Annotated in this window: 26 protein-coding genes; 6 read left to right on the top strand and 20 right to left on the bottom strand. The window is 67.6% G+C overall.

The window, feature by feature from the left end:
• Positions 1-34: 34 nt before the first annotated feature.
• From KW836_RS09525 to KW836_RS09580, 12 genes are all read right to left on the bottom strand, one after another.
• Positions 35-850 carry an anti-sigma factor gene (locus KW836_RS09525; protein WP_218343082.1) on the bottom strand — a complete coding sequence of 272 codons (816 nt, stop codon included), beginning with the start codon at positions 848-850 and terminating at the stop codon, positions 35-37.
• Positions 847-1,377 carry an RNA polymerase sigma factor gene (locus KW836_RS09530; protein ID WP_175124480.1) on the bottom strand — a complete coding sequence of 177 codons (531 nt, stop codon included), beginning with the start codon at positions 1,375-1,377 and terminating at the stop codon, positions 847-849. Before KW836_RS09530 ends, KW836_RS09525 begins: the two co-directional genes overlap by 4 nt.
• A 24-nt stretch (positions 1,378-1,401) precedes the next feature.
• A complete protein-coding gene (locus tag KW836_RS09535) occupies positions 1,402-1,770 on the bottom strand; it encodes a hypothetical protein (RefSeq protein ID WP_175137728.1) in 369 nt (122 codons plus the stop codon).
• 101 nt (positions 1,771-1,871) lie between these two features.
• Positions 1,872-2,336: a GNAT family N-acetyltransferase gene (locus KW836_RS09540; protein WP_218343083.1), complete on the bottom strand. Its 465-nt coding sequence runs from the start codon at positions 2,334-2,336 to the stop codon at positions 1,872-1,874.
• 95 nt (positions 2,337-2,431) lie between these two features.
• Positions 2,432-3,808: a DUF1501 domain-containing protein gene (locus KW836_RS09545; RefSeq protein WP_175137730.1), complete on the bottom strand. Its 1,377-nt coding sequence runs from the start codon at positions 3,806-3,808 to the stop codon at positions 2,432-2,434.
• Positions 3,805-5,355, bottom strand: a complete 1,551-nt coding sequence (locus KW836_RS09550) for a DUF1800 family protein (RefSeq protein ID WP_175137731.1) — start codon at positions 5,353-5,355, stop codon at positions 3,805-3,807. Before KW836_RS09550 ends, KW836_RS09545 begins: the two co-directional genes overlap by 4 nt.
• A gap of 144 nt (positions 5,356-5,499) precedes the next feature.
• Complete coding sequence (locus KW836_RS09555) at positions 5,500-6,204, bottom strand: SDR family oxidoreductase (protein ID WP_175124487.1); 705 nt, start codon at positions 6,202-6,204, stop codon at positions 5,500-5,502.
• A gap of 79 nt (positions 6,205-6,283) precedes the next feature.
• Positions 6,284-7,600 (bottom strand): sorbosone dehydrogenase family protein, encoded by a 1,317-nt coding sequence (locus KW836_RS09560; RefSeq protein ID WP_218343084.1) that lies wholly within the window; start codon positions 7,598-7,600, stop codon positions 6,284-6,286.
• A 9-nt stretch (positions 7,601-7,609) separates the two neighbouring features.
• Positions 7,610-8,038, bottom strand: a complete 429-nt coding sequence (locus tag KW836_RS09565; RefSeq protein WP_175137734.1) for a universal stress protein — start codon at positions 8,036-8,038, stop codon at positions 7,610-7,612.
• A 9-nt stretch (positions 8,039-8,047) separates the two neighbouring features.
• Complete coding sequence (locus KW836_RS09570; RefSeq protein ID WP_218343085.1) at positions 8,048-8,473, bottom strand: universal stress protein; 426 nt, start codon at positions 8,471-8,473, stop codon at positions 8,048-8,050.
• An 87-nt stretch (positions 8,474-8,560) separates the two neighbouring features.
• Entirely contained in the window at positions 8,561-9,379 is an 819-nt protein-coding gene (gene murI / locus KW836_RS09575) for a glutamate racemase (RefSeq protein WP_218343086.1), read from the bottom strand.
• Between the two features lie 149 nt (positions 9,380-9,528).
• Positions 9,529-10,458 (bottom strand): LysR substrate-binding domain-containing protein, encoded by a 930-nt coding sequence (locus KW836_RS09580; protein ID WP_218343087.1) that lies wholly within the window; start codon positions 10,456-10,458, stop codon positions 9,529-9,531.
• Between the two features lie 138 nt (positions 10,459-10,596).
• On the opposite strand from KW836_RS09580, the gene KW836_RS09585 reads away from it, so the two are divergent.
• From KW836_RS09585 to KW836_RS09595, 3 genes are all read left to right on the top strand, one after another.
• On the top strand, positions 10,597-11,172 hold the full coding sequence (locus KW836_RS09585; protein WP_218343088.1) for a chromate transporter: 576 nt from the start codon (positions 10,597-10,599) through the stop codon (positions 11,170-11,172).
• A complete protein-coding gene (locus KW836_RS09590; protein ID WP_218343089.1) occupies positions 11,169-11,693 on the top strand; it encodes a chromate transporter in 525 nt (174 codons plus the stop codon). Before KW836_RS09585 ends, KW836_RS09590 begins: the two co-directional genes overlap by 4 nt.
• Before the next feature lie 69 nt (positions 11,694-11,762).
• Positions 11,763-12,551: a DUF1345 domain-containing protein gene (locus tag KW836_RS09595; protein ID WP_218343090.1), complete on the top strand. Its 789-nt coding sequence runs from the start codon at positions 11,763-11,765 to the stop codon at positions 12,549-12,551.
• 18 nt (positions 12,552-12,569) lie between these two features.
• Here KW836_RS09595 and KW836_RS09600 read toward each other — a convergent pair whose 3' ends face one another.
• The gene (locus tag KW836_RS09600) at positions 12,570-13,799 is read right to left on the bottom strand and encodes an MFS transporter (RefSeq protein ID WP_218343091.1); all 1,230 of its coding nucleotides are present in this window, start codon (positions 13,797-13,799) and stop codon (positions 12,570-12,572) included.
• Between the two features lie 52 nt (positions 13,800-13,851).
• A complete protein-coding gene (locus KW836_RS09605; protein ID WP_218343092.1) occupies positions 13,852-14,610 on the bottom strand; it encodes an SDR family oxidoreductase in 759 nt (252 codons plus the stop codon).
• Between the two features lie 264 nt (positions 14,611-14,874).
• Between KW836_RS09605 and KW836_RS09610 the strand changes: the two genes are divergently transcribed.
• The 3 genes from KW836_RS09610 to KW836_RS09620 all read left to right on the top strand — a co-directional run bounded on the left by KW836_RS09610 (position 14,875) and on the right by KW836_RS09620 (position 18,522).
• A complete protein-coding gene (locus KW836_RS09610; RefSeq protein ID WP_218343093.1) occupies positions 14,875-15,813 on the top strand; it encodes a GlxA family transcriptional regulator in 939 nt (312 codons plus the stop codon).
• A 210-nt stretch (positions 15,814-16,023) separates the two neighbouring features.
• A complete protein-coding gene (locus KW836_RS09615; RefSeq protein ID WP_218343094.1) occupies positions 16,024-17,262 on the top strand; it encodes an MFS transporter in 1,239 nt (412 codons plus the stop codon).
• A 15-nt stretch (positions 17,263-17,277) separates the two neighbouring features.
• Positions 17,278-18,522 (top strand): arsenic transporter, encoded by a 1,245-nt coding sequence (locus KW836_RS09620; protein WP_175137741.1) that lies wholly within the window; start codon positions 17,278-17,280, stop codon positions 18,520-18,522.
• An 80-nt stretch (positions 18,523-18,602) separates the two neighbouring features.
• Here KW836_RS09620 and KW836_RS09625 read toward each other — a convergent pair whose 3' ends face one another.
• The 6 genes from KW836_RS09625 to KW836_RS09650 form a co-directional block, all read right to left on the bottom strand.
• A complete protein-coding gene (locus tag KW836_RS09625) occupies positions 18,603-21,077 on the bottom strand; it encodes a TonB-dependent receptor (RefSeq protein WP_218343095.1) in 2,475 nt (824 codons plus the stop codon).
• 183 nt (positions 21,078-21,260) lie between these two features.
• Positions 21,261-22,244, bottom strand: coding sequence for a FecR domain-containing protein (locus tag KW836_RS09630; RefSeq protein ID WP_218343096.1), 984 nt, complete (start codon positions 22,242-22,244; stop codon positions 21,261-21,263).
• Positions 22,241-22,753 carry a sigma-70 family RNA polymerase sigma factor gene (locus KW836_RS09635; protein WP_175124502.1) on the bottom strand — a complete coding sequence of 171 codons (513 nt, stop codon included), beginning with the start codon at positions 22,751-22,753 and terminating at the stop codon, positions 22,241-22,243. The genes KW836_RS09630 and KW836_RS09635 overlap by 4 nt, the downstream gene beginning before the upstream one ends.
• Before the next feature lie 180 nt (positions 22,754-22,933).
• The gene (locus tag KW836_RS09640; protein ID WP_218343097.1) at positions 22,934-24,058 is read right to left on the bottom strand and encodes a class I SAM-dependent methyltransferase; all 1,125 of its coding nucleotides are present in this window, start codon (positions 24,056-24,058) and stop codon (positions 22,934-22,936) included.
• Positions 24,059-24,199: 141 nt separating this feature from the next.
• Positions 24,200-25,867 carry an OFA family MFS transporter gene (locus KW836_RS09645; protein ID WP_191576062.1) on the bottom strand — a complete coding sequence of 556 codons (1,668 nt, stop codon included), beginning with the start codon at positions 25,865-25,867 and terminating at the stop codon, positions 24,200-24,202.
• A 129-nt stretch (positions 25,868-25,996) separates the two neighbouring features.
• Entirely contained in the window at positions 25,997-26,254 is a 258-nt protein-coding gene (locus tag KW836_RS09650; protein ID WP_105240256.1) for a formate dehydrogenase subunit delta, read from the bottom strand.
• Positions 26,255-26,270 lie beyond the last annotated feature (16 nt).

Consider the following 26,270-nt stretch of genomic DNA (forward strand, 5'->3'; position numbering starts at 1 on the left):
GCAGTTGGCGGGTTTCGGTTCCCAGCCGCTGTCTTCAGCCCTGAAGCTGCCGGTAGACTTCCTGCGACACGCGCTGCAACTCATCGCGGCTGACCGCGCCGGACAGCGCGTAGCCGAACTCGCCTTCGACCCAATAGAACACGCGGACGGGCCCTTCCTGCGTGAACTGGAAGGCGGTCTGCCCGCCTGCCGCTTCCCGCGTGACGTACAGCGTGAGGCGCTGACCATCGGCAGCGCCGTACATGAACTGCGCGACGGGGCCCGCGCCGCCGGGCAGGAGGCGTCCGCCGATCAGTTCGTAACCCGTTTTCGACAGCGACGGTGCGCGCATCGGCGCGCCCATGCGTTTGGTCAGCCAGGTCACCAGCGCCTTCTCGTTCTCGCCGCTGACTTCAACGGGCCGGCCCATGTCGGGCGCAAACACGGCGTGGGCGATGGCGGCGCGCTGGGCGTAGCCGCCCGCCGCGCGCTCGGGACTGGCGGTGGCCAGCGCGGCTTGCAGATGACGCGCGTCGACGGCGCCGCGCGCGAACCACGCCAGGCTGGCGCTGACCGCGGCAATCGCCACGCTGGCCGCCATCGCGCGCCACGGCCACGTCCGTGCCGGGGCGCGCAGCGGCAGGCGCAGCGGCAGCGGTTCGTCCAGCACGGGGTCCAGCAAGGCATGCAGCGCGCGCCGTTGCGCCTGCCAGTCGTCCACGCGCGTCTGGTCCTGCGGATGCGCGGCCAGAAAGGCGGCCACCTCGGCATGACGCGCGGCGGAGAGTTGGCCGTCCGCGTAGCCATGCAGATCGGCTTCGGTGATCGGCGTGCCCGCGGCGGGAACCGGGTGGAGGCGTTTGTCGTTCATGGCATTTCACGCGGGGTGGGAACGGGCCGCAGGCGCGGTGCGGCATCGCGGCCGCGCATCAGTGCGCCGAGCTTCTCGCGGGCGCGCGACAGGCGCGACATGACGGTGCCGATGGGCACCGACAGGATGCGTGCGGTCTCCTGATAGGAAAGGTCTTCGACCGCAATCAGCAGCAGGACCTCGCGCTGCTCGGCCGGCAGGGCCTGCAGGCAGCGGTCCAGGTCGCGCACTTCAAGCTGATCGGTCTGGGTGGCGCGCACCGGCGCGTCGGGCAGGTCGCCCGGCGCCGTCTGGTCGGTGCGCCGGCTGGCGGCGCGCACACCGTCGATGAAATGGTTGTGCATGATGCCGAACATCCAGGCGCGCAGTTCGCCGCGCCGCTGCCAGCGGGAATAGCGGCTCCATGCGCGCTCCAGCGTGTCCTGAACGAGGTCGTCGGCCCGGTCGGGGTCACCCGTCAGCCCACGCGCGTAACGCCGCAGGCTGGGGATGCAGGCCAGGATCTGGGCTTCGTCTTCGGCGCGCATGGTCTGATCGGGCAGCAGTCCGGATCAGGGTTTGACGACGTGCCAGATTTCCTTGAAGTTGTCGCCGGTCTTGTCACCCGGCTTGGTGTCCTTGGCGAACAGGTACAGCGGCTTGTTCTTGTAGGCCCATTGCTTGCTACCGTCGGGGCGGGTGATGACCGTCAGGTCGCCCATCGGCTTGGCGTCGCCGGTGGCCATGGCGGGCGGCCAGGCCTTGGCGCACTGGTCGACGCAGGCGCTCTTGCCCGCGGTGTCCTTGTCGAAGGTGTACAGCGTCATGCCGGCGCTATCGACCAGAATGCCGTTCTGGGTCTTGACGGCCTGGGCGTGGGCGCCGGCCGAGAACAGGGCGGCGCAGGCAAGAGCCAGGGCCGCGGCGGTGTGTTTGCGCATGGTGTGCCTCGTAGAGGGAAAGGATTGGGGGACTGCCCTCTACGGACGCCGGCCGGGGCCGCTTTATTCCAGCGGTCCGGAAAAAAGCTGCCGCGAAGGGTTCAAGCGCCCGGCCGGACCGCGCCGGGGTCATACCGCATTTCATGCTCCAGCTCGGTCTCCTCCACGGAAGTGAAGCCCAGCGCCTCGTACAGCCGCCGGGCGGGATTGCCTTTCAGGACGCTCAGGGTGACTGGCGCGCCTTCCTTGTCCGCCCGGTCCAGCACCTTGGCGAGCAGCCGGCGGCCCAGCCCCTGACCCTGGAAGTCGGGATCGATCTGGATCTGCACGATGCGCCAGCCCGCTGGATCGCGGTAATGCTTGAACAGGCCGGCAGGACGGCCGGCCAGCCAGACGATCTGGGCGTCGTCAAAGTGGTAGTGGATGCGCGCCAGGTGCTCGGCATCGTCCACCGGAATGCCGGCGCGCTCCAGATACGCCGTCATCGTGCGCTTGCGCAGGGACAGCAGGAACGGCACGTCTTCTTCGGTGGCGGGCTGCAACGCCAGATCGGGGGTGAGGCACATGTTGCGGTGCGAAGGGAAGGGGGGAACGCGGGCGCCGCCGGATGGCGGGCGGGTTGCCTGACGTTATAGATCGGTTGCGCGGTGGGCGCCAGTGCCTAACCCTTCAACATCCCCAACGGCTCCGGCCCGAAATGCCGCAGATTCGGGAACACCGTCCGCAGATCGTCCCGGCTGGCGCCGAACCACGCGCCCAGGTCTGCGCCCAACTGATCCACCGACGTAGTGGGCAGCAGCCGGCCGTTGTCGACGAATCCAGGCCCATTCAGCGCGATTTCCGGGTGGGCGCCGTAGCAGCGGCCGCCGTTGACCGCGCCGCCAAGCACAAAGTGATGCGAGCCCCAACCGTGATCCGAGCCGTTGCCGTTGGAACCCAGCGTGCGGCCGAACTCGGAGGCCGTGAAGGTGGTGACCTGATCCGCCACGCCCATCTCTGCCAGCGCGCTCTGGAACACCGCCAGCGCCTGGCCCATCTCCTTCAGCAGTGCCGGGTGCGTGTCGTTCAGTCCGGTGTGGTTGTCATAGCCGTTCTGCGACACAAAGAACACCTGACGCCGCGCGCCCAGCGTGTCGCGGGCGGCGATGATGCGCGCCACGATCCGCAGTTGCTGTGCGAGCGGCGTGGAAAAATCCCCCGGCACGGCGACGTCCGCCAAGGCGGCCCGCAGGCGCGTGTCGGCCGAGATGGATTGCGCGGCGATGCGCGACATCTCGCGTTCCATCAGGTGTTCGCGCGGCTCGGTGATCAGGTCTCGCAGCAGCGCGGTGCAGGCGCTGGAACCGTACATGTCGCGATGCAGCAGGTCGATCTGTGTCGAGCCGTTGATGCCCACGCGATAACCGGCCACCTTGCGCCCGGCCAGCAGCACCGTGCTGCCGCCCGCCGTGATGCCGGTGAAGGTGCGCTGCGCGTTGGCGCCCGCGAACAGATCCGTCAGGCGGCCGGCCCAACCCGACGATGCGCCCTCCGGCGCCAATGCCTGCCAGACCGATTGCTGGTCATTGTGCGAGAACAGCTTGGGCGGCAGCGGCACGCGCGCCCCGATGTATTCGGCCTTGGTCGTGGGCACGATCAGCGGTCCCACGTTGAGCAGCGCCGCCATGTCGCCGCGCTCGTACAGCGGGGCCAGCGGCGCCAGCGCGGGGGCCAGCGCAAACTGCATGCCGCCCTGCGTGTCGGCCTTGCCGCGCAGCAGGGTGGCGCGCAGCGCGTCGCGGGGCAGCGCGATGTCGCTGCGGGCCGTGGAATACGCGCGGTACGACGACGGATCGTACGGGACCAGCGTGTTGTAGGGATCGTTGCCGCCGTACAGGAAGACGCACACCAGCGCCTTGTACGAGGGCGGGGCGGATTGCGCGGCAGCGGCGCCGATGGCGGCCAGGTTCAGCGCCAGCGGGGCGGCCGCGCGGGTCGCGCCCAGCGCAAAGGCGCGCAGCAGGAAGGCACGGCGGTCGAGGTCGCGGCGGTCTGTCATTTCTGCACCAGGTATTCGGGCGTGGCGGCCACCAGCATGATCGCGGCGCGAACCCGGTCGCGCGGGCGGTCCGGCGGCAGCGTGGCCACGGCCTTGGCGATGGACGCCGCCGTGCGTGCGCTGAAGGCGTCGCCCGCCAGCAGCAGCACGACGCGCGCCACGAGTGCTTCAGGATCCTTGGCCAGCGCGATCTCGGGCGTATAGCTCGTCTGCAGATCCTCCCAGCCGCGGTCCGCGTAGATCGCCAGGAAGTTCAGGTAGCCCGCAATGCTGGTCTCGTCCGTGATCTGCAGTTCCGGGGCGACCAGATGGCGGCGGGCCAGTTCGGTGACCGGCGGCACGTAGCGGGGCCGGAAGAAGTTGAACACCGTGGCCGACCGCATGGGGCTTTGCGCCAACCTGATCGTGTTGTCCGTGGTGTCCGGCATGGCCCATTCGCCATTGGTGGACGTGGCCCCGAATGCGCGGGCCCAGCCCGAAAAACGCAGGATGGGCTCGCGCACCTTGCCCCAATGGGGCGAAGACAGGTCCGGCTGGCGCGCCTCGGGGTCCAGCAGAATGGCGCGCACCACGGCCTTCAAATTGCCGCGCTGGCCCGTGCCGTCGTCGTTGAACACGGCCGAGACGCGCCCCACGTACGCGGGACTGGGATTGCTGGTCACCATGCGCTGGATGAGCTGCATGCCGATGAAAGGCCCGACATTGGGATGGGCGCTGATGACCTCCATGGCGCGCTTGAGCGACAGGTGGCCGTCGGTGCCGGGCGGGATGACCGCGCCCAGGAAGCGCTTTTCCGACATCGAGTGCAACGCGTTGTTCAGCGCCATGGGACGGCGATGAAACTCCACGTTCGTCTCCGGACCGTTGATGTCCCAGCCCGTGAAGACCTTGGCCAGCCCCTGCACGTCCGCATTGGTGTAGGTTTCGACGGGCGCGCCGTTCACCATCTTCACCGTGCCGTCCTGGTTCAGCACCAGCAGGCCGATGCTGAACAGCTGCATCACCTCGCGCGCATAGTTTTCGTCGGGGTGGCGGCCGGTCTTGGGATCTTCCTTGCGGTTGCCGCGATAGGTCAGCATGCAGCCCATCGACAGGTTCTGCGTCACGGCGGTCAGCAGGTCCTGGTAGTTGCCCAGCGCGTGCTTGGCCAAGAGGTCCATGAAGCCCGCCGCGCCAAAAAGCGGCCACGACGCCGTGATGGACGAAACGCCGACGACAAAGATCTCCGACAGCGAGAACGCAACCCGCGTGCGCACCTGATCGGGCGCACTGATGAACTTGCGCCACAACGTCGATTCCAGCGGCGCGTTGATGCCGTTGCCCTTGAAGGCCTCGGTATTCCGGTTCTTTTGCAGCAGCCAGTCGAAGTGCGTCTGCGACGGCGGCATCGCCAGCTGCGCGTCCAGCCACGCCGCGTAGCCGCCGCGCACGACGGCATCGATGTCGGCCGGCGTGGGGCCGAACGTCGCCTGCGCCAGAAAGCGCGAGGCCTGGCCGGGAGTGGGGGATGCGGACTGCTGCGCAGCCGCTGACGGCGTAGCGGTCATGCGCCGGGCACCTCATCGAATGCAAAAACTTACGGTACTAAAAGCCCGGCGGGGCCTTCAATACCGTCATTCGGACGAGGGACTACACCAAACGCATGAGATGAGGCGGATATGACGCGTCGCGCGCGCGTCATACCGCGCGCGTCACACGGAGCGCGTGATGCCGCCGTCGATGCGGATGTTCTGGCCGGTGATGTAGGACGACGCATCGGAGGCCAGGAACGCGATCAGGTCCGCCACTTCCTGCGCCGTGCCGTAGCGGCCCATCGGAATGCGCACGCGGCGGTCTTCCTTTTCGGGCAGGCTGTCGATGAAGCCGGGCAGCACGTTGTTCATGCGCACGTTGTGCTGCGCGTATTCGTCGGTGAACACTTTGGTGAAGGCGGCCAGGCCGGCGCGGAACACGCCCGACGTCGGAAACAGCGCTTCCGGCTCGAAGGTGGCGTAGGTGGAAATGTTGACGATGGCGCCGGACTGCTGCTGCTTCATCACCGGCGCGACCAGGCGGGTGATGCGCACGACGTTCAGCAGGTAGAACTCCATGCCCAGGTGCCAGTCGTCGTCGCTGATCTCCAGCAGCGGGCCCTTGGGACCGTGGCCGGCGCTGTTGACCACCGCGTCGACGCGGCCCCACTTCTGCAGGGTGGCTTCAACCAGGCGGGACAGGTCTTCGGTCGAGCGGTTTGAGCCGGTGACGCCCAGGCCGCCCAGTTCCTGCGCCAGCGCCGCGCCCTTGCCGGACGAGGACAGGATGGCCACGCGGTAGCCGTCCGCCGCCAGCTTGCGCGCCGCCGCCGCACCCATGCCGCTGCCGGCCGCCGTGAGGATCGCCACTTTTTCCGTGCTCATGCTCGCTCCAGTCTGGAATTCGGGAGCGGCCATTGTAGGGGCGGGTGGGCGTGCGGCCCAAGACGCCGGACGCGGACGGCTACGGCTTGGACCCCACGCGCCAGATCACGTTGCCCACGTCGTCCGCCACCAGCAGGCTGCCCTGCGCGTCGATGGCCACGCCCACCGGACGGCCCTGCGCCTGGCCGGCGTCATTGAGAAATCCGGTCAGCACGTCCAGGGCCGGACCGGCGGGCTGGTTCTGGTCGAAGGGCACGAAGATCACTTTGTAGCCGCTGCGCGGATCGCGGTTCCAAGACCCGTGCTGGCCGACGAACATGCCGTGGACGAAGGGCGCCGGCAGCTTGGCGCCGCCCGACCACGCGAGGCCCAACGAGGCGGTGTGCGGGCCCAGCGCGTAATCGGGCACGATGGCCTGCGCCACGAGATCCGGCCGCGGCGGCGTCACACGCGTATCGACGTGCTGGCCGAAATAACTGTACGGCCAGCCATAGAAGCCGCCGTCGCGCACAGAGGTCATGTAGTCGGGTACAAGGTCGCTGCCCAGTTCATCGCGCTCGTTGACCGCCGTCCACAGCGTCTTGCCGTCCGGCCCCCACGCCATGCCGACCGGATTGCGCAACCCCGTTGCAAAGAGGCGCTTCTGGCCGCTGGCCACGTCCAGCTCCCAGATGGCGGCGCGGCCCTCCTCGATGTCCATGCCGTTTTCGCCCACGTTGCTGTTCGAGCCGACAGACACGTACAGCCGCGACCCGTCCGGGCTGGCGATGAGGTTCTTGGTCCAGTGATGGTTCAGGTCCGCAGGCAGGTCGGTGACCTTCTCGGCGGGGGCGGTGATGTGCGTCTGCCCCGGCGTAAAGGGAAAGCGCACGACTGCATCCGCATTCGCGACATAAAGATGGTTGCCAACGAGCGCCATGCCGAACGGTGAATTCAGGTCTTGCAGCAAGACGGTCCGCGTTTCGGCGACGCCGTCGTGGTCGGCATCGCGCAGCAACGTGATGCGGTTTGCGCTGACGGTCTTGGCGCCGGCCCGCTTCATCACCAACCCCGTGGCCCACGCCTTGATGCCGCCCGGCGCGTCCTCGGGCTTAGGCGGGGCGTTGGTCTCGGCGACCAGCACATCGCCGTTGGGCAGCACGTACAGCCAGCGCGGATGGTCCAGTCCGCTGGCGTAGGCGGTGACGGCTAGGCCGGCGGCGGGCGTCGGCTGCGCGCCGTCCTGCCAGCCCACGGCCTTGGCCGTGTTCACCGTGGGAATGAGCGTGGTGTTGGGCGGCGGCAGTTGGGGATCAGGACCCATGCCCGCTTCGACGGGCAGCTTGGCAACCTCGCCGCAGGCGCCGAGCAGCGTCAACCCCAGGACGGCCGCCGGCAGGATGCGCAGGGTAGGCATGACGCGCGCCTACTTCACCAGCGTGACCGGCACGTGCGCCAACTGCACGACCTGATTGGCGACCGACCCGATCAGGATGTTGGTCAGCTTGCCATTGCCGCGCGTGCCCATGACGATGCGCGCGCAGCCATGGTCCTGCGCATAACCCGCGATTTCCGCCGGCGCGTTGCCAAAGACCACATGACTGACATAGTCCACGCCGGCCGAATCCAGCTGCTTGCGCGCCTCTTCTGACGCTTCGCGGCCTTCGCGGGCGTAGAAGTCATTGATCATGTCCTGCGTGATCAGGCGCGACACCCCGGCGCGTCCGCGTGGCGGGGTCTGGATGTTGATGAGATGGATGCGCGCCGATTTGGCGCCCTGCGCGAGGCGGCGGGCGTACACGACGGCGCGGTCGGCGTTTTCGGAGCCGTCGACGGGAACAAGGATATTCAGCATCGCAGCTCCTTACTTGACCAGCGTGACCGGCAGTTCGGTCAGGGACAGCACGCCCGTGGCGACCGACCCCATGAAAAGCGCCGACACGGACCCCAGGCCGCGTGTCCCCATGAAGATTTCGTTTGCGCCGGTTTCTTCGGCCACGCGTACGATCGTCTCGGCGGCCGCGCCGCCCTGGATGTGGGTCTCGAACGGTACGCCGGCCTGCGTCAGCAGTGCGCGGGCGGACTCAACCGCGGCCTCGCCTTCTTCCTGGTGATAGGCGTCGATCTCTTCCTGCGACAGGCCGCTGCCGAACGCGCCGGCCTTCAAGGGAATCTGGACTGTCAGCAGGTCCACGCGTTCGACGGGATCGTAGCGGCGCGCGTCGAGCAGCGCCTTGACCGCGTTCAGGGCGGGTTCCGAACCGTCGACGGGAATCAGGATGCGTTTCATGAGCGTCTCCTTGCGAACCGTAGGGGGGCATGCGTTCCACTGTATCCCACATTCGCCCCGCCGGCGGCGCCCCGGCGATGCGTCGGATCAAGGGGAGGGCGTTCCCCGCCACGCGTCGGGCACCGTCTCCGCCGTCATTGCGGTGCCCAGCAGCAGGCTGGCCTGCTGCGCCAGCGCGGGCGCTTCGCCGGTGGTCTGCAAGCGCAGTCCGCCCGGACCGCGATCCCTCAGCAGGCCGCGTTCCTGCAGCTGGTGGCGCAGCCAGCGCGCCACCGGCGCGCCCGTTTCCAGCAGCGGCACGCCAGGGCCGGCGGCGTCCTGGATCACGTCGCGCAGAAAGGGAAAGTGCGTGCAGCCCAGCACCAGCACGTCGGCGCCGGCCTCGCGCAATTCGGCCACCGGTGCGCGCACGGCTTGCGCGGCCTTCGGGCCGGACACCACCCCTTGTTCCACCAGCCGCACCCACTCCGGGCAGGGCCGCAGCAGGATGCGCACCTCGGGCGCCTCGCGCTGCACGAGCGCGGCGAACTTGGGGCTGGCCAGCGTCCCTGTCGTGGCAAAGACGCCCACCACGCCCGTGTGCGTCAGGTGCGCGGCGGGTTTGATGGCAGGTTCGACGCCGATGATGATGAGATCGGGATGACGCTGGCGCAGCAGCGCGATCGCCGCGGCGGTGGCGGTATTGCAGGCCACCACCATGGCGCGGGCGCCCTGCGACACGAAGTAGTCGGCGATGGCGCAGGCGCGGCGCTCGACGAACGCCTGGGTCTTTTCCCCGTAGGGCACATGCGCGGAGTCGGCGACGTAGAGCAGGGACTCGTTGGGCAGCGCGTCGCGGATCGCGCGCAGGACGCTCAGCCCGCCGACGCCAGAGTCGTACACGCCGATGGGGGATTCGGAAAGCATGGAAAGACGTTGGTCTATGCAGGATGCGGTGGCGGCAAGTGTAGCGCCGGGCCCTGCTGGCGTTCTGCCGGCGGGGTTCAGCGGCGGGTCCAGCGGCGGGTTTACCGGCGGGTTTACGGGCGGGTTTACTGGCGGGTTTACTGGCGGGTCTATTGGCTTTCCGCCGCCGGCGATGCGTCCCGCTGCCGCCGTGCCTCGTCGATCAGCTTGCGCGCGGCGCCCGACAGCGGCGCATCGCGCCAGATCAGGTTCAGCGGCGCGCGCAGGGCTTTCGGGTGCGTCACGCTGACGTACACCACGCCTTCGATGTTCACGCGGCGCAGCGACGCCGGCACCAGCGACACGCCCAGCCCCGCGGCAACAAAACTCAGCGTGGACAGCATGCGCGGCGCTTCCTGCGTGACGCGCGGGCTGAAGCCTTCGGCACTGCAGGCCGCAATGATCGCGTCGTACAGACCCGGGCCGCTGTGACGCCGGTACAGGATCAGCGATTCGTCCGCCAGTTCCGACAGCGCGATGCGCTTGCGCGTGCGGCCCTTGACGGCGGGATGGTCGGCCGGAAAGGCCGCCAGCATGGCCTCTTCAAGCACGGTTTCCATCTGCACGCCCGGGTCCGCGTGCGCGCCGCGGATGAAGGCGACATCGATGCGTCCTTCGGCCACGGCCTCGCGCAGTTCCCCGGTGCTGCTTTCTTCCAGCACCAGATGCACGTGCGGCGCGCTTTCGCGGAAACGGCGGATGACCGACGGCACGAACGGATGAAATGCCGCCGACCCCGTGAACCCCACCGTCAAGCGGCCCGCCTCGCCCTGCGACACCCGCCGCACACCGTCCACGGCCTGGTCCACCATCGCGATGATGTTGCGCGCGTCGTCCAGCAGCGCGCGGCCGCTTTCCGTGAGTTCCATGCCGCGCGGCAGGCGGTGGAACAGGGGCACGCCCAACTCGGCCTCCAGCACCCGGATCTGCTGGCTGAGTGGGGGCTGGCGAATGCCGAGCCGGGCGGCAGCCTTGGTCAGGTGGGATTCCTCGGCGACCGCCAGGAAATAACGCAGGAGCCGTAAATCTACGCTTGCCATATGTGTTCGATATGAGTTTTGAACTTGTCATATATTAGACATTATTCAAGGCGAAGCGTACGCTGCAAGTTCGTTATCCACCTCTGGCGCGGCCCCCCGCCAGTTCCCATCGCTGGGCTTGCGCCGGCCACCAAAAAGATGAACGCAGCACTTCCCATTGACGAGGCCGGCGTACGGCCTCCCCCTACTTGCGGCCAGTTGTTCTACGGATTCCTCGTGCTGGGCCTGACCGCCTTTGGCGGCGCGTTGCCCCTGGCCCGGCGCATGGTCGTCGAAAAGCACCGCTGGCTGACCGGCGCCGAATTCACCGAATTGCTGGGCCTGTGCCAATTCCTGCCGGGCGGCAACATCATCAACCTGTCCGTCGCCCTGGGCATGAAATTCCGCGGTCCGCGCGGCACCTTTGCCGCGCTGATGGGCCTGATCCTGGCGCCGTCCATCATCGTCATCATGCTGGGCATGGTCTACGACCGGTTCCAGAACGATCCCGACATCCAGCACCTGTTCGCCGGTCTGGCCGCCGCCGCGGCCGGGTTGCTGATCTCGATGGCGGTGAAGATCGGCATGCCGGTCATCAAGCGCCGCGACTGGCTGGCGGGCGTGGTCGCCACCGCCTGTTTCATTGCGATAGCCGTGTTGCGCATTCCGTTGCTGCCCACCATGGCGGTCCTGACGCCGCTCAGCATCCTGATGGTCTGGAGGCAACGTCGATGATCCACACACTGATCGCGCTCGTCCTGATCTTCACCCAGCTGTCCGTGCTGGCCTTCGGCGGCGGCAACACCATCCTGCCCGAGATGCAGCGCCAGGTCGTGGAAGTGCACGGCTGGATGACCGCCGCCGACTTTTCCGCGCTCTTCGCGCTGGGCCAGGCCGCGCCGGGGCCCAATCTGATGGTCGTCACGCTGGTCGGCTGGCACGTCGCGGGATTGCCGGGCGTGCTTGCCACGACCATCGCCAAATTCGGCCCGTCGTCGATCATCACCGTCATCGCGCTGGGCCTGTGGGAAAGATTCAAGGACCGCCCTTGGCGCGGGGTCATTCAGGCGGGCATCTTCCCGATGACCGTCGGCCTGGTCGCGGCCAGCGCCTCGCTCATCACCGAGGCGTCTGTCCATACGTGGTTGCTGGGCGCCATCGCCGCCATCGTGGCGATCCTGGGCAGCGTCACGCGGATTCACCCGCTGTGGCTGCTTTTCGCGGGCGCGCTGGCCGGTTTGCTTGGTATCAGTTAGCGTAGGGGACTCTTGCGAGCCCGGCGCGCGATACGCGCCACGGGTGCGCACTGCGGACAGGAGCCCGCCATGCAGCCGCTCACAGACGAAAACGCTTCAGACGAGAACGCTTCAGACGAAAACGCTTCAGATGAAAGCGCCCGGGGCCGCAGCGCCCGGGATGACCGCGCCGAGCAAGACACACCCCGCGATGCCGGCGCCGGCGCGGCGTCGATTGCCGAGCCGCTGCCGTTCTTCGACGCCCATCGCCGGCTGATGCTGTGCGCCGGCCTGCTGCTCGTCGTCGCGGGCGGGCTATACGCCGCCGGCCTGACGCCCAGCCTCGCCCTCCTGCTCGGCTTTGACGCCGGGGCTCTGGTCTTCCTGATCCTGACCGTGCGCGTGTTCAGCCGCACCAGCGCCGCTTCCATGCGCCTGCACGCCCGCCAGCACGATGTGGGCCGCACCGGCGTCCTGTGGAGCAGCGTCGCGCTGTCCTGCATGGTGCTGGTCGCGTTGTGGGTGGAGCTGCATGCGCAAAGCAGCGTCGGCGCCCTGGTGGACACGCTGGCCGCCGCCGTGACCATCGTGCTGTCGTGGCTTTACATGAACATGATCTTCGCGCTGCACTATGCCCACGGGTACTACGGCCATAAGAACGCCATGCGCAAGGGCCTGGATTTTCCGGGTACGGACGACCCCGACTACTGGGACTTCGCGTATTTCTCGCTGGTGCTGGGCATGACGTTCCAGGTGTCGGACGTGCAGATCGTCAACCGGCGGCTGCGGCGGATGGCGATGACGCATGGCGTCATCGCGTTCTTCTTCAACGTGTTCATCATCGCGATCAGCGTCAACGTGGCGGCGGGGCGGGCGTAGGACAGGGCGGGGGCGCAACTAGCCCTGCGTCCGGACGCGCCGGTCCAGTCCGAACGCGGCTGCCTGCGCGATCGCGGCCGCGAGTCCGATGCCCCAAATCGCGCCCGCGCCCAGGATCGCGGCGCCCAGCGCGCTGCCGACCGAAAAACCGAAGTACATGGTCGACGTGTTCAGCGCCAGCGCCACCGGCGCCTGTCCCGGCGAACCGGCCCCGATGAGGCGGGCCATTTGTGCGGGAAAGAACGACCAGACGGTAAAGCCCCACAGGAACACGGCGCACAGCACGGGCGCCAAGGCGTTCGATGCGGCCAGCGCCGTCGCCAGTGACAAGCCCAGGAACGCCAGCCCCAGCACGGTCAGCGACATGCGCACGACGCGGTTCGCGCCCAGCCTGTCGGACAAGGCGCCGCCCGTCGTCACGCCAAGCGCGGCCGCAACGCCCCAGAGGGATACCGTCGCGCTGATGCCGGTCTCGCCAAACCCCAGCACGCTCGCCAGATATGGCGCGAGAAAAGGGTAGGCCGTGAACGCCCCGATCGCCCAGAACAGGCTGACCGACAGCAGCCGGACAATCGCCGGTTGTCGCACGACGGCAAGCCGTTGCCGAAGCGTCGCCACCGGAATTCCGGCGCCCGCGTCCGCTGCGATGCCGGCCCGGACGCCGGCGATGGCCACAAGGCTCATCACCGCGACAATCGAAAACGTGGCGCGCCAGCCGAAGAAGTGACCGGTCACCGCGCCCAGCGGCAGGCCGAGCGCGATCGCCAGCGTCATGCCGGCGCTGACGACGGCCAGCGCCTTGCCTCGCCGCTCGGGCGCCACGATCACGCCTGCCAGGGCGTTGGCGTTGGGCACATACAAGCCCGCCGCCACCGCCATGACGACACGCGCCGCCATCAATGTCCAGAAAGCGGGAGACCAGGCCGCCAGCACGTTGCCCAGCGCAAACAACCCCATGGCAAGCTGCAGGGCGGCGCGGCGATTCCAGCGCGCGGTCAGGACCGTCATGACCGGCGAACTCAACGCCAGCGTCAGCGTGAATACCACGATGAGCGATGCCATCTGCGGCACGGTCATCCCGAAGTCCGCCGCCATCGTCGGCAGCAGCGGCGCAATCATGAAGCCTTCCGTGCCGATGGCGAAGGTGCCCAGCGCCAGGAAGCCGGCGGGCAGCAGTCCGGCGTCACCGCTTGCCGCCGTGGATGCACGGGCAGGCGCCGCGCCTGCCGTGTCAGCGTTCGTTGTCATGACGTCTATCCAAAGTGAGACGGCGCCCGCAGGGCGCCGCGTTTTCGTTGCCTCAGACCGGGATCGGATTGTCGACCAGGCTTTGATTGAAGGCATTCACGAACCCATGCTCGTTCGAGCCGGGGTTGTCGCGCAGATCGCGGATGGCGTCGACCAGCACCTCGGGCGCGTCCGTCGCCAGCTTCTGCATCGTCTCGGCGATGAACGCATCCAGCGGCATGGCGCGCGGATCGCCGCTTTTCTTGATGAGGTCCGTGTCGACCCACGGCGGCGCGATTTCCTGGACCGTCACGTTGGTGTCGCGCAGCATGAACCGCTGCGACAACGCGTACGAATGCAGTGCGGCCTTGGATGCGGAATAGACGGCGTTCGAGGCGATCGGCACGTAGGCAAGGATCGACGTGTTATGGATGATCGTCGCGCGAGGCTGCGCCTTCAAATGACCGATCAAGGCGGACGTGAGGCGGATCGGACCCAGCAGGTTCGTTTCCAGGATCTGCTGCGACACGGCGTCGTCGATCGTGGCCGACGGGTCATCGAACGGCATGATGCCCGCATTGTTGATCAGCACGTTCAGCGACGGGTACTTGGCGATCAGGGTCTTGGCGACGCGGTCGATGTCCTGAGCGTCTGAGATGTCGAGCTGGATGCCTTCGATGCCCGGATGCGCCGCGGCGATTTCGTCCAGCAGCGCCTGCCGGCGGCCGGCGATGATGACCTTGTTGCCCAGGTCGTGGAAAGCAACGGCCAGCGCGCGGCCGATGCCGGAAGTGCCGCCGGTGATGAAGATGGTGTTTTGGGTCAGTTGCATGTCGGTGCCTCGGTCGGTTGTAAGCGTCTGGGTTCGTTTCAGATCGCGGTGTGGTCACTATGAGGCAGTTCGAGTTTGTCTCAAATGCCAATAAAGCGTCGTTTTAGGACATTGGCTTTTCCATGTCCTGCCGGAGTCGACAGGATGGGTGCGCAAAATCCGGCGGATAGGTGCGTCTTTCTGGAGGAGGACGCGAATTTCCGTTGACTATCGCCAATGGCTTCAATAGCCTGTACGCGTCATTTACAGACACGGGTTTTAAACATGCGCCAGATCGGCCTCATTCTCGAAGACGGTTTCCAGGTGATGGGCCTGGCTGCGCTGGCGGCATTCGAATTCGCCAACATCGCCTTGGACCGCGACGGCTACCGCGTCACCATCCTGTCGGAAGGCGGCGGCCTCATCCGGTCCACCATGAACGCCGGCATCGAGACGGTTGCTCTCGGCGTGATGCCTGACACCCTGATCGTGGCGGGCGAACTGATGCCAGGGCCAATCTCGCCCGGCCTTGCCCGCTACGTGGCGCGCGCCGCCACCGAAGCGCGCCGTGTCGCAGGCGTCTGCACGGGCGCGTTCGTCCTCGCGCAGGCCGGCCTGTTGAACGGCCGCACCGCCACGACCCACTGGGCACATGCACGCAGCCTGCAGGAACGCTTTCCCGAAGTGCGCGTCGACCCTGACCGCATCTTCGTGCGCGACGGCAACATCTGGACGTCGGCCGGCATGTCGGCCGCCATCGACCTGGCGCTTGCCTTGATCGAAGACGACCACGGCGCGGCACTGGCCCGCGACGTCGCGCGCCGGCTGGTGGTCTATCACCGCAGGCCGGGCGGCCAATCGCAGTTCTCCGCCTTGCTCGAACTGGAACCGCGCTCCGACCGCGTGCAACGGGCGCTGGTCTATGCCAAGGAGCATCTGCGCAATCCGTTGACAGTGGAGGAACTGGCCGAGGCGGCCAGCTTGTCCCCACGCCAGTTCAGCCGGGTGTTCCGTGACGAGACCGGGCATTCCCCCGCCAAGGTGGTGGAACTGCTGCGGCTGGAAGCGGCCCGCGCGATGCTGGAAGAAGGGCGGCATTCCCTGGATGTCGTGGCGCGCGATACCGGCTTCGCGGACCGCAATCGCATGCGGCGGGCGTTCCTGCGCGCGTACGGCCAGCCCCCAAGCGAAGTGAGGCGCGGGGTGCAACCTGCCGGCGCATGACGCCTCATTGCAGACCTGAAACTGACAGGGCGTTGAACGCCGCGCCGCTGTAGCGCATTGTCGCTGACGCTCGGATCGTTGTGATCTAAGATGCGCCATCCGAACGCTGGCGCATGCCTGGCGCGGCCCCGGCGAATCCGGCACATCGAGGCAAGCCTCGCGCCGATTTCAGGCCGACACCGATCGACATCCACGCTTTCCACGTCTGCCTTGCACTCTCCATCGCCCGCAACGCGTCCTCTCGATTGGCTGAACTTCTTCGTGGCCGATGTGCGGGACGGGCTTGGCCCCTATCTCGCCATCTATCTGCTTGCCGTCCATCACTGGCGCCCTGACAGCATCGGGCTCGTCATGACGATATCCGGGCTGGCGGCGCTGGCAGCCCAGACGCCGGCCGGCGCGCTGGTGGACCGCGCCTCCAACAAGCGCGCGTTGCTGATCGCCGCCGCCGTGCTCGTGACGGTGGCGTGCATGGCGGTCCTGGCCAGCCCGAACTTTGTCTGGGTCACGCTGACGCAGGCGGTGGCAGGCGTCGCGTCATCGGTGTTCGCGCCCGCAATTGCGGGCATCACCTTGGGACTGACCACTGCGCACGCCTTCACGGCACGCATCGCGCGCAACGAGTCGTTCAACCACGCGGGCAACGGTTTCGCGGCGCTGCTCGCGGGCGGGCTGGCGTATGTGTGGGGGCCGGTCGCGGTGTTCTACCTGATGGCGGCGATGGCGCTGGCCAGCCTGGCCGCCACGATGCGTCTTCCCGCGCATATCGATCTGGACAAGGCGCGCGGGTTGGAGCCCGGCCACGATGCCGCCGCGCATGCGCAGCCCGTGCCGCTGCGCCAGTTGCTGTCCAACCGGCCGCTCGTGCTGCTGGCGCTGAGCTGCGCGCTGTTCCACCTGGCCAACGCGGCCATGCTGCCGCTGGTCGGGCAGAAGCTTGCCCTGGCGAACCCCGCGCTCGCCACGCCGCTGACGGCGGTCTGCATCGTCGCCGCGCAGTTCGTCATGATTCCCGCCGCCATGGCCGTGGGGCGCTATGCGGACCAGTGGGGGCGCAAACCGCTGCTGCTGTTCGGTTTCCTCATCCTGCCGCTGCGCGGCGTGCTCTACACGTTTTCGGATGACACGGCGTGGCTGGTGGGCGTGCAGTTGCTCGACGGCATCGGCGCGGGCATCTTCGGCGCTGTCCTGCCCCTGATGGTGCTGGACCTGACCCAGGGCAGCGGCCGGTTCAACGCCAGCCTGGGCGCCGTCACCACGGTGTTCGGTATCGGCGCGGCGCTCAGCAACGGGCTCGCCGGCCTGATCGTGCAGCACGCGGGTTACAGTGCAGCGTTTCTGGCGCTGGCAGGCATTGCCGGCCTGGCTTGCATGACCTTGCTGGTGTTGCCGGAAACGCGCGTGGCCGCTCCGGCGACCGCCGCGTCGGCTTCCAATTCCCTTCCTTGATCCTCTTCTGAAAGCATGTCGCTATCCAACGCCGTGATCTGGTTGATTGCCGCCGCGACCACCATGGCCATCCTTTTTCGTCCGTGGCGGCTCCCCGAGTACGTTTGGGCCACCGCCGGCGCGGTCGCGCTGGTGGCGCTGGGCTTGCTGCCGGCCGCCAAGGCGGGCAGCGCCATTCTGGAAGGCACCGACGTCTATCTGTTCCTGATCGGCATGATGCTGGTGGCCGAGGTCGCCCGGCAGGCAGGCCTGTTCGACTGGGTGGCGGTGGCGGCTGCCGATCACGCGGCCGGGTCCGCCCGGCGGCTCTTCGATCTGGTGTTCCTGGTGGGCACGGCGGTCACCGTGCTGCTGTCCAACGATGCCACCGCGGTCGTGCTGACGCCCGCCGTCTATGCGGTGGCGCGGGTGGTCGGCGCGCCGCCGTTGCCGTACCTGTACGTCTGCGCCTTCATCGCCAACGCGGCCAGCTTCGTCCTGCCGATCTCCAATCCGGCCAATCTGGTCGTGTTCGGCGACCGCATGCCCGCGCTGGGGCCATGGCTGGCGCACTTTGCGCTGCCTTCCGTCTTGGCCATCGGCTCCACATACGTGACGCTTCGGCTGGTGTTTCGGGATGATCTGCGACAGCCGTTGAAAGCTTCGCCGCCGTTGCCGCCCATGACATGGCCGCTACGCATGGCCGCGCTGGGCGTGGCCATCACGGCGGGGACGCTGCTGATCACGTCGGCGCTCGGCCATCGCCTGGGCTTGCCGACGCTGATCGCCGGCTGCGTGTCGGCGGCGCTGGTGCTGGCGGTGACGCGGTCGGGGCCGCTGCGGCTCATCAAGGGTGTCGCGTGGGGCGTGCTGCCCCTGGTGGCCGGGCTGTTCGTATTGGTCGAAGGCATGGCCGCCAGCGGCGTGCTGCAGGATCTGGCGGACCTGATGCGCGGCCTGTCTGCGGACGCCGCGCTTTGGGCTGGCGGCGTGGGCGCCGCGCTGTCGGGCAACGTCATCAACAATCTGCCCGCGGGGTTGATGGCGGGCACGCTGGCGCGCATGGCCGACCTGTCCAGCACGGCTAATGCCGCGCTGCTGATCGGTATCGACCTGGGTCCCAATCTGTCGGTCAGCGGCTCGCTCGCCACCTTGCTGTGGCTGCTGGCCGTCCGCCGCGAAGGCATGCACATCAGCGCGCTGAGCTTTCTGCGGCTGGGCGTCTTGGTAATGCCGCCTGCGTTGATTCTGGCGTTGGGCGCGCTGCACGTCTTCAGTTGACGCCGCACGTCTTGAATTGACGCGGCGCGCGGCGCCGGCCTGGCGATGGCCAGCGCGCCGCGCGCCTTTCCGGTCCCGCGTCAGAACGTGCCGCGGACCGTCAGCGTCGCGTTGCGCGGATCGCCATAGAAGCTGCCCCAGCCCGGCGCGCCGATGGTCTGGTAGTAGGTCTTGTCGAAGATGTTGTTCACATTCAACGCCGCCGACCAGTTCTTGTTGATCTGGTACGCGACGCGCGCATTCCACACCGCGTAAGACCCCTGCGAGACCCGCACCGAGCGCGTTTCCGTGTAGCTGCCCGTCTGGTAGTTCACGCCGCCGCCCAGCGACCATGCCGACAATTCACCCGGCAGCCGGTAGTCGGACCACAGGCGCAGGATGTGCTTGGGCGTAACGGTGCGCGCGAAGTTGGTGTTGGTGACCGAGGTGTCGTCCAGGAACTTCAGCGTGTTGAACGTGTAGCCCGCAAACAGTTGCCAGCCCGGGGCCACTTCGCCGCTGATCTCGGCGTCCAGACCCTGGCTGCGCACCTTGCCGCTCGCCAGGTAGCAGATGTCGCCCGTCGAGCACACGCTGGTCAGATCCTCTTGCGCGCGGTTCTTCTGATCGACGCGGAAGAGCGCGATGGACGTGTTCAGGCGCCCATCCATCAGTTCGCCCTTCAGGCCGATCTCGTAGTTCTTGCCCACGATGGGGTCCAGCACCTTGCCCGATGCGTCCACCGCGTTCTGCGGTTCGAAGATCTGCGCGTAGCTGACATAACCGGACCACTGCGGATTGAACGCGTAGATCAGGCCGCCATAGGGCGTGACGACGCCGTTGTCCTTGTAGGGATCGACGTACTGCTCGCCGCTGTCGCGGTAGCGGCTGGTGTTCTCGTACCAGCTCACCCGCGCGCCGGCCACCAGCGTCAGCGGGTCGGCCAGGCTGAAGCGGCCGACGCCGTACACGCCGGTCTGCTTCATCTTCACGATGGTCGCGGCGCTGCGGTAGGCGTTCTCGCGCATCCAGTCGTCGGTGGGTTCCGGCACATGGTGATCCGGGCTCCACACGTTCACGGCGCGGTTCAGGCGGTTCAGCGCGAAATCGTTTTTGCTGGTCAGTTCGTTGATGCTGGCGCCGAAGGTCACCGAGTGCTTGCGGCCCAGCGCCTCGAAGGCGCCGTCCACATCCAGGTTCAACGCCTTGTTGTGCGTGGACATGTCGAACAGGCCCGCGTACAGCATGGGCCCCAGGCCGGTCACGGGATTTACGGCGCCTTCCGTGAACGCGTACTTCGAATCGTTGGATTCCTGGGTGGACGTGCCGGTCAGCTTGAGCGACCAGTCCTTGTTGAAGCGATGCGCCAGCTCGGCAAAGACGGTGGTCTGCTTGCCGTTCCAGCGGTTCCAGTCCTGGCCCAGCGAGGTTGACCGCTTCAAACCGATGTCGTCGCCGTTGCTGTAATGCGGCAGGCCGTGGAAGAAGGGCGTGGAGCGCAGTTCCTCGTAGCTGACGCCGCCGGTCAGGGTGGTGTCCGGTGTGAAGTCATAGCTCAGCACGCCGTACAGCACGCCGGTGCGGCTTTTCGCGCTGTCGTAGAAGTATTCGCGGTCGTTGTAGCTGGCCACGCCGCGGGCGCGCAGCGTGCCGGCTTCGTTGAGCGGCGCGCTGGCGTCGATGTCGGCGCGATAGTTGTTCCACGAGCCGCCGCTGGCCAGCATCTGCACCTGGGTCTCGGCCAGCGGGCGCTTGCGCACCAGGTTGACGGCCGCGCTTGGCGAGCCGGCGCCTTGCAGCAGCCCGGTGGCGCCGCGGATGATCTCCACGCGGTCCAGCGTCACGGTTTCGGTGGTGAAGCTGTCGGCCTGGGGATAGTAGAAGGCGCGGTTCACGCCGTCGAACTGGTAGCTGTCCACGCGAAAGCCGCGCGAATACACGTAGCTGCCGCCCATCGGGCTCTTGTAGAGCGTCATGCCGGTGCTGTTGGCCAGCACCTCGTCCAGCGTGTTGGCGTTCTGGTCGTCCATGCGCTGGCGGGTCACAACGGTGACCGACTGGGGAATTTCCTTCAGCGTCTGGCGGCCCTTGCCGATGGTGACGACACGGCTGGTGTAGCTGCCGGTGCCTTCGGTGACGGGATCGTTGGTCATGCCGGTCACCGTCACCGGCGCCAGCGTGGACACGCCCGGCGTGTCCTGCGGGATGCGCCGCAGGTGATAACCCTCGCCGTTGGCGTTGGGGACCGCCTGCAGGCCGGTGCCGGCCAGCAACCGGGACAGGCCCTGTTCCGCCGTGTACCGGCCCGACAAGCCTTGCGTCTGCACGCCGCGCGTCAGGGCGGGCGAAGCGGCCACTGTGACCTTGGCGGCCACGCCGAACTGGCCCAGCGCCACATCCAGCGTGGTGGGTGCGATGGCAAAGGCGACTTCGCCGGACGACGCGGCCTGCGCCCACGACGCGGCGGGGACGGCGAATGTGGCGGCCGCCGTCAGGGCAAGGTGGACGGCAAGGCGCAAGCGCATGCGCGGGGACGATGACAAGGCGATGGGAGAAGGGGAATGGCGTCGTGCCATGGCTGGGGGTTCCTGATTCGTCGATTGAAAAGCGCGGCCCGCGGGCGCCTCGGGGCCTTCTCTTGGTCTAACGAACCAGAAATGAAAATCTGCGGCGTTGTTACAAAATAGTCGGGATGCGCCGTGGGTGGGCGGCGAAATCGGGCGGGAAATCGGGCGACGAATCGGCGCGAATCAGCGCCTTCATGCTCGGCCCACGCTGACCCAGTAGCGCGTGCGATAGCGCAGCCTCAGGTCCAATACGCCGGCAAGCACCTCGAGCGCCTTGTCGGTGTCGTCGATCCGGAACGCGCCGGTGACTTCGCGGTGCGCCACGTCGGCGTCGCAGCGCACGATGCCGGTGCGATAGCGGCCCAGCTCGGCCACAAACCGGTCCAGCCGCATGCGGTTCGCGACCAGCATGCCGCCGGTCCAGGCCGGCGCCGTTTCGTCCACCGCGGTCACGGGCGACAGGCTGCGGCGGTCGAACTCGGCCTGCTCGCCCGCATGCACGACCCGGCGCGCCTGCACTTGCGCGTCCGGCTCCACCTGCACGGCGCCTTCGAATACCGCGACGTGCGTGGCGCCCCGGCTGTCGTCCATCTGGCGCACGGAAAAGCGCGTGCCCAGCGGTGTCAGCAGGCCGTTTGGCGTTCTTACGCCGAAAGGCCGGCCTGCGTCGTCGGTGCCTGTAGCGATCAGGATCTCGCCGCTGCGCAGTTCGATGCGGCGCTGGTGCGCGTCATAGCGCATCGCCACGGCCGAATCGGTGTTCAGGGTCAGCACGGTGCCGTCGGGCAGGTGCACGACGCGCTGCTCGCCCGTCGCGGTGCGATAGACCGTGCTGCCGTCCCACAACCCTTCGCGCGCGCCCATCCAGCCCAGCGCGCCCAGGCCGACGCCGGCCGCCATCCATTTGAGGGCGCCGCGGCGCGAGCGTTGGTCGCAATAGCGCAGGATGGTCTGCCCCGCGGCGGCGGTCGACACGTTGCCGGTGGTGGCAGCCTTCAGATCCTGGCTGATGCCCTGCAGGCGCTGCCAGGCCAGTTCGTGGCGCGCGTCTGCTTCGCGCCATTGCGTACAGGCGGCCTGCGTGGCGGCGTCCGGGGTGTCGCCGGCGCGCATCATCCACTGCGCCGCCTGCCGGATGATGTCGGGATGCACCCGCTCGGTGTGCGCGGCGCTCATGCGTACAGCACCGTGTAGCAGTGTTCCCACGCCTTGATCATGTCGCGCTGCACGGCCGCCACCGAAATGCCCAGTTCGCGCGCCACGTCCAGATAGGGCAGGCCTTCCACCTGTGCCAGCACGAAAACCCGGCGCACCCGCGCCGGCAACTGCTCCATCATGCGGCACACGGCATCCAGCGCCTCGACCACCAACGCATGCGTCTCGGGACTGGGCGCCACGTCTTCGCTGCGCGCGGCGAGCGTCTCAAGATAGGCTTGTTCGATCGCCCGGCGGCGCGATTGGTCGATCAGCAGACGCTTGGCGACCGTGGTCAAAAAGCCGCGCGGCTCGGCAAACGCGGCGCGAGACTCGCTGCGCATGACGCGTTCGAACGTGTCGTGCGCCAGATCGGCGGCATTGTCGGCATTGCCGGCAAGCCGGCGGCGCAGCATCTGCACAAGCCAGCCATGGTGCTCGCGGTACAGACTGACGAATTCGGCGGAGGACGCAAAAGGGGCGGGCGGCACGGGTCTGCTGGTCAGATGCTAATGGGAATGATTGCTAATTGTAGCCAATCAGCGGCGCGTGGCTATTTCTTTTCACGCCCGCCCATTCCCGCTGCGCCCAAGCCGCGGTCGCGGCCTTCCGCTATCTGGGGTTGAAAGGGGCTCCCGCCCGGCGTCGAAAGCCCCGCACCCTCAAGCCCTTCAGGCGTCGGCTGCGCCCAATCTCCACAGCGACGTCATTTCCTTAGACCGCGCCGCAAACAGCGGATCCGACGCGTCCCGCGCCTTGCCGTGCACCGGCCGCGTATCCAGCTTGTCGATCACGCGCAGCCCGGCGGTTTCGATCATCTCCAGCAACTGCTCGCGCGTGCGCAACCCCAGGTGCTCGGCCAGGTCCGACAGAATCAACCAGCCTTCGCCGTTCGGTGTCAGATGATCCTTCAATCCATTCAGAAACCCGCGCAGCATGCGGTTGTCCGGGTCATACACAGCATGTTCCAGCGGCGAGCTGGGCCGCGCGGGCAGCCACGGCGGGTTGCAGACGATCAGCGACACGCGGCCTTCGGGGAACAGGTCGGTCTGTTCGACCTCGACCTGTCCCGACAGGCCCAGACGTTCCAGGTTCTCGTGCGCGCAGGCGATGGCGCGGGCATCCGTGTCAGTGGCGATGACGCGCTTGCCGCCACGGCGGGCAATCACTGCGGCCAGAACACCGGTGCCCGTGCCGATATCAAACGCCACGCTGCCGCGCGGCATGGGGGTGTTGGCGACCAGGTCCACGTATTCGCCGCGCACGGGCGAGAACACGCCGTAGTGCGGGTGGATGCGGTTGTTCAGCGCGGCAATCTCCACGCCCTTCCTGCGCCATTCATAGGCGCCGATCAGGCCCAGCAGCTCTCGCAGCGACGCCACGAATGGCGCATCGCCCGGCACGTTCGCGGCTTCGCAGGCCGGATGCGCGTCGGGCGCGCGGCGCAGGGGGATCGTGTGGCCGGCATCGAAGGGAATCAGCAGCATGCCCAGGATGCGGGCGCGCTGCGACTGGACCTGCCGATGCTGGTTGAAGGCTTCGAGCTGGGTTTCGACCGGCTTGCGCGGGCGCTTGTCGACGCGGCGCGTGATGGCCTGCAACAGCTGGCGCGCGTTCTGGAAGTCGCCGCGCCACAGCAGGCCGACGCCTTCGCAGGCGTGGCGGTAGGCCATGTCGGCGGTCAGCGTGTCGTCGGCGACGATGACGCGCTTGGGCGGCGTGGCGCCGGTTTCCGAGTGCCAGCGGGCCGAGCGGGCGACGCCGTTTTCTTCCCAATGCAGTTCAGGCGCGTTCAAGAGGTCGCTCCGGTGGGGAAAAGGGGGAAGGGCAGGATCATGGGAAATGGCACATAAAAGATAAGGGCGCGGGCTGCCAATGTAGCAGCTTCGCGCCCTGGAACTGCCGCGCGGCGCATGCGGCGCCGCGGCAGGATGGGGTCAATGGAACAGGACGACGGCCTTTTGCAGCGTGATCCAGATGCCCCAGGCGAGCGGGATGCCGACGCACGCCCACGCAAAGGCGATCAGCGCGGGCGGCGTGCGGAAGTTGGACTTGCCCACGCCGTGGGTTTCGGAGGCGACGGCGCGCTCGTGCGCCAGCGCCTTTTCCTTGGCCAGTTCCTCGTCGGTCATGAAGTACTTGGCGTTGACCGGGCGGATGGCCAGGTTGCACAAAAAGCCCACAACCAGCATACCGGCCAGGATGTACATGGTGATGTCGTACACCTGGGCGCGCGGCACGCCGATGGACAACTGGTACTCGCGGATGTAGTTGACGAGAACCGGGCCGAAGATGCCCGCCGCCGACCACGCGGTCAGCAGCCGGCCGTGGATGGCGCCCACCATCTGGGTGCCGAACAGGTCGGCCAGGTAGGCCGGGACCGTGGCAAAGCCGCCGCCGTACATCGACAGGATGACGCAGAAGGCCGCCACGAAGAGCGCCAGGGCGCCGATGTGCGCGGTCCAGGGGATGGCGGCGTACAAAAAGAAGCCCAGCACGAAGAAGACGAAGTACGTCATCTTGCGGCCCAGCTTGTCCGACAGGCTGGCCCAGAAGAAGCGGCCGCCGATGTTGAAGAGGCTGAGCAGGCCCGTGAAACCGGCGGCAATGGCGGCGATGGCCGCGAGCTGGTCCTTGTCGAGCTGGCCAAACCCCAGTTCAGGCTTGTCGATGAGCCCGCCGCCGAACACTTCTTGCAGCAGCGGCGAGGCCATCCCCAGAATGCCGATGCCCGCGGTGACGTTCAGGCACAGCGCCCACCAGACCAGCCAGAACTGCGGCACGCCCCACACGCGCTTCACGTGGACGTGACGCTGCGTGATCATCACGTTATTGACCTGCTTGGCGGGCGGCGTCCAGCCGGCGGGTTTCCAGCCGGTGGGCGGCACGCGGTAGCCCAGGGCGCCCGACATCATGAAGATGAAGTACACCAGCGCCATGGTCAGGAATGTCTGCCAGACGCCCGGCGAGGTCGGCGTGGCGAAGTGACGCATCAGCAGGTCGGCCAGCGGCGCGCCGATCATGGCGCCGCCGCCAAAGCCCATGATGGCCATGCCGGTCGCCATGCCGCGGCGGTCCGGGAACCACTTGATCAGCGTGCTCACCGGCGAGATATACCCCAGCCCCAGCCCGATGCCCCCGATCACGCCCGACCCCAGCCACAGCATCCACATCTGGTGCAGGTAGATGCCGATGGCCGAAATGACCAGGCCGCCGCACCAGCACAGCGCCGACACGACGCCTGCCTTGCGCGGGCCCGCGCGTTCCAGCCAGCCGCCCCACAGCGCGGCCGAACATCCCAGCAGCACGAAGAACAGGGTGTACATCCACCCCATCGTCGAGATCTTCCAGTCACAGCTCGTGGTGAAGAGCTCGGCCACGAGGCTCATGTCCGGCGGGCAGGCCAGCGGCTTCGCGCCGCCCACCACCTTGGACAACGGCAGCCAGAACACGGAAAAGCCGTAGGCCATGCCGATGCACAGGTGGATGGCCAGGGCGGCCGGCGGCACCAGCCAGCGCGAGAAGCCCGGCCCCGCGATGGTGCGTTCTTTGTCGAAAAAACCCGGCCTTGAGCCGGGCAGGTCCAGGGTGGCGCTACTTTCCATGATGTCTCCTCAGGGGTGCGGCTTTATAGCGTGCGTAGCCCGGAAAAGCCCGGAGACGCCGCCTCTTTTATGGATCTGTTGCTGTCCTGCCACTTCGGGACGGGCCGTCATGCGGCGGCCCGGGGTGCGCTATGCGACGCGCGCAAGCGGGGTGAGACGCTCGCGATGCTGGGTGACCGCCTGCAGCACCAGCGGATGCAGCTGTTCTTCGCCGGCGTCGCCGTCGGGGCTGCGCGCCAGGAAGTCCAGCAACTCGTTGCGCATGCGCGGTTCCCAGAATTTCTGAATGTGATTGGTGACGCCTTCCAGCGCCTCGGGCCGGTCCGGCATGGCGTCGAAGAACTGGCCGATGCGGTTGGCCATGCGGATCAGGTTGACGATTTCCATGCTGTCTGCCGTCCGG

This window comes from Achromobacter sp. ACM05 (genome assembly GCF_019218915.1).
GTDB lineage: Bacteria > Pseudomonadota > Gammaproteobacteria > Burkholderiales > Burkholderiaceae_B > Achromobacter > Achromobacter animicus.